2 protein-coding genes and 2 pseudogenes are annotated in these 2,848 nt (G+C 59.4%); 3 read left to right on the top strand and 1 reads right to left on the bottom strand.

The window, feature by feature from the left end:
• Positions 1–50 precede the first annotated feature (50 nt).
• A complete protein-coding gene (locus tag AS25_RS09990; protein ID WP_172644441.1) occupies positions 51–974 on the top strand; it encodes a tyrosine-type recombinase/integrase in 924 nt (307 codons plus the stop codon).
• A 146-nt stretch (positions 975–1,120) separates the two neighbouring features.
• Here the strand turns inward: AS25_RS09990 and AS25_RS14300 are convergent, their stop codons facing one another.
• Positions 1,121–2,110, bottom strand: a complete 990-nt coding sequence (locus AS25_RS14300) for a GNAT family N-acetyltransferase (RefSeq protein ID WP_084118140.1) — start codon at positions 2,108–2,110, stop codon at positions 1,121–1,123.
• Positions 2,111–2,281: 171 nt separating this feature from the next.
• Between AS25_RS14300 and AS25_RS14295 the strand changes: the two are divergent.
• Positions 2,282–2,467, top strand: a pseudogene (locus tag AS25_RS14295) (ISL3 family transposase); the annotation flags it as partial.
• 84 nt (positions 2,468–2,551) lie between these two features.
• Positions 2,552–2,848 (top strand): annotated as a pseudogene (locus tag AS25_RS09985) (transposase); the annotation flags it as partial.

Raw genomic sequence — 2,848 nt, 5'->3', positions numbered from 1 at the left:
AGGGCCCATAATGTCTGTTATGTTACGGAAGAGCCGGTAGGATGGTGGGTGTGACCGAAACCACCCAGATCGTCCATCGAACCGTGTCTGCACCCAACGCGGACACTCACGGCCGGTTGGTCGGGTCGTGGTTGGCTTCTTATCCATCCGCGAACACCCGTGCCTCCTACCGGGTGGATGCGCGCCTGTTCTGTAAGTTCCTCGACACCGGTGCCGTGGACCTGCTGCAGGCGAGTCGGGCGCATGTGGATGTGTTCGCCCGCGCCCGGAATGCGGCCGGGGATGCGGACACCACACTGGCACGCCGGCTGGCGGCGGTTTCCGCGTTCTATACCTACGCGATCACCGTGGGGGCGGTGTCCAAGAACCCCGCCCAGTATGTGGGGCGGCCTTCGGTGGATCAGGACCACACCACCACCGCAGCCCTTACCCGCCGGGAAGCGATGCGCCTGTTGGACGCGGCGGTGGCCGACTCCCCCAGGTCCCACGCCCTGGTGGACTTGTTGCTCTCTACCGGGGTGCGGATCAGTGAAGCCCTGGCAGCCACGCAGGCGGGGTTGTCCTCGGACCGGTTGGTGATCCGCCGTAAGGGCGGGAAGAAAGCGGTGGTTGCTCTACCCGAGCACACCGCTGCGGCGTTGTACGGGCTGGTCGGTGTCCTGGGTACTGAGTTGGCCACCGGGTGTGAAGCCGACCGACTGATCTTCACCACCCGCAATGGGCGCCCCTGGGCCAGGAGCAACGCGCATACCACCCTGGCCTGTCTGGCCAGGAAGGCCGGGATCATTAAGCCGATGTCCTCCCACGTGCTACGCCACACCCACGCCACCCTCGCCCTGGAGCTCGGGGTACCGCTGCACCATTTACAGGATTCCCTCGGCCACGCCGACCCGCGCACCACACGCCGCTACGACCACTCCCGCAAACGCCTCACCAACTCCAGCGCACACACCGTCGGACAGTTATTCAATTAAAAACGCTGCCTAGGCACATTAGACAGCCAATAAGTAGGCGAGGTGACCGTAATTTACAGGTGTCTTATCAAAGAAACAAAATTTCTATGTTACCTACGGTAATCAATTTCCATCATCATAAATTTTCCAAACATCTATCTATATGTCTAGCAATCCACCACCGTGGTGAGATTACCTTGTGTAAGCATAAATTCCTGAGTTTTCCTGTGTTCCTTTAAGCAACACCCCCCAACAGCGCCTTCACCCATGAGTGCCTTAGCAAACCATTGACTAGAACCACTAATGGGTAATGCGATGGTTAGAGAGGCCATACCAAACTTGACGGGGGATTTCATGAGGAGGGCCACATCTTGCCCAAGAGGCTGATACCCACATCGCTTGTAAAAGTCGATCTCATGGGTGTCCGCGACGCCGGCGAGGGCTATCGACCCGGCGCTGAGGACGTTCTCTTCTACCGCCCGCAACAGTAGCCGCCCCAGACCCTTACCTCGTGCTGACGGGATTGTGGCGATCCCGTGTAGAATTTTTACGGTTTCGTAAGCGGCCATGCTCTGCTGGAATGAGATACCAGAGATTTGATTCTGAATGATGACATTCCATTCAGGACCGAAGTAGGCGGCGCCAACTACATTGCGGTTTTCATCTAGAGCCGCCAGAATCGTCATTGCAGGGTCTTCGATACGTCTCCCCGCGATAACTATGTTACGTGCCGGGAAGTATTCCATAAAACTTGGGTCGGTAATCTGAGAACGCAGTAGGTTATAGGCTTCCCGACGTTTACTTTCGCTTATCAACGTGCGGATTTTAATGCCATGCGCGGCTGAAGCAGCGTCCAGTGGCGACCTAGCTTCCCCCACATGACCGGCACCTTGCTGGGCTAGCCCTGAGCCTGGATTAACCGATGGGTGCACTGGGTTAGATGACGCTTGCACGGCAATATCGTGTCCAGCATCGAGATGCCCGCCACGCTTTGTTAGAGCACGTGCACTGGCCCAGCCGACTGCGCACATCACGATGATGCCAAGGATGGCCTCCGTCATAACTAGACCCCCGCGGGCGCGATATACCTCCACGAGTAGCAGGATCACCAACAATGTTGCGGCGGTGAAACCAATGAGTTTTCTCATAAGTGTCATATTAACTTTCCCTAGTTTCGATTAGTGTCACTAGGACGGTTAGTGCGGTAGCTATTGGCCCGGTACGGCCGGGGCCACGATAACGGGCCCTTCCCAAATGAGTGTGGGTAAGGGCCCAAGCGGGGTGCGTGTCACGGGGGTCGGGTAGGGGTCGAGGCCTCCAGGATGGGGGTGCTGAATCCAACCGTCCTCGAAGGCCTCGATGTGTCCCATGCTATGTGCGCGCCGGCGTGCGCGCTCTTCGACCTGCCCGATGTCCACGTGCTCACGATCGAGCGGCACCGCTCCTCGTTCACCCTGGTGGTCGAGACCGTGCCGTCACTGGTGGGCTGTCCGGCTTGCGGGGTGCTCGCCGTCGTGGGCTGACCCCGTTTGGTAGGTCCGGTGGTTGTGTGAGTCGTCCTGTTGCCCGGGGGTCCGGGCAGTGAGACTGGTCAGATCATGTCGAACAGCAGGAAGCGTCACACCTCGGAGCAGGTCGTCCGTAAGCTCGGGCAGGCCGACAGGATGCTCGCGGGCGGTAGCGACATCGCCGGGGTGTGTCGAGAGCTCGGAGTGTCCGAGCAGACGTATTACCGGTGGCGTAACCAGTACGGCGGGCTGAAGGCCGACGACGCGAAGCGCCTCAGGGAACTGGAGAAGCAGAACGCCACGCTCAAGCGGCTGCTCGCCGAGGCAGAGCTGGAGAAGGCCGCGCTCAAGGAGCTGGCTGAGGGAAACTTCTAGGCCCGGGCAGGC

The organism is Kocuria marina (assembly GCF_000786655.1).
Taxonomy (GTDB): Bacteria; Actinomycetota; Actinomycetes; order Actinomycetales; family Micrococcaceae; genus Kocuria; species Kocuria marina_A.
This window is presented reverse-complemented; position numbering and strand designations above follow the sequence as displayed.

Excerpts from the sequence above, each read along its gene's own strand:
- AS25_RS14300 (WP_084118140.1), bottom strand. The coding sequence starts at position 2,110 with ATGACACTTATGAGAAAACTCATTGGTTTCACCGCCGCAACATTGTTG.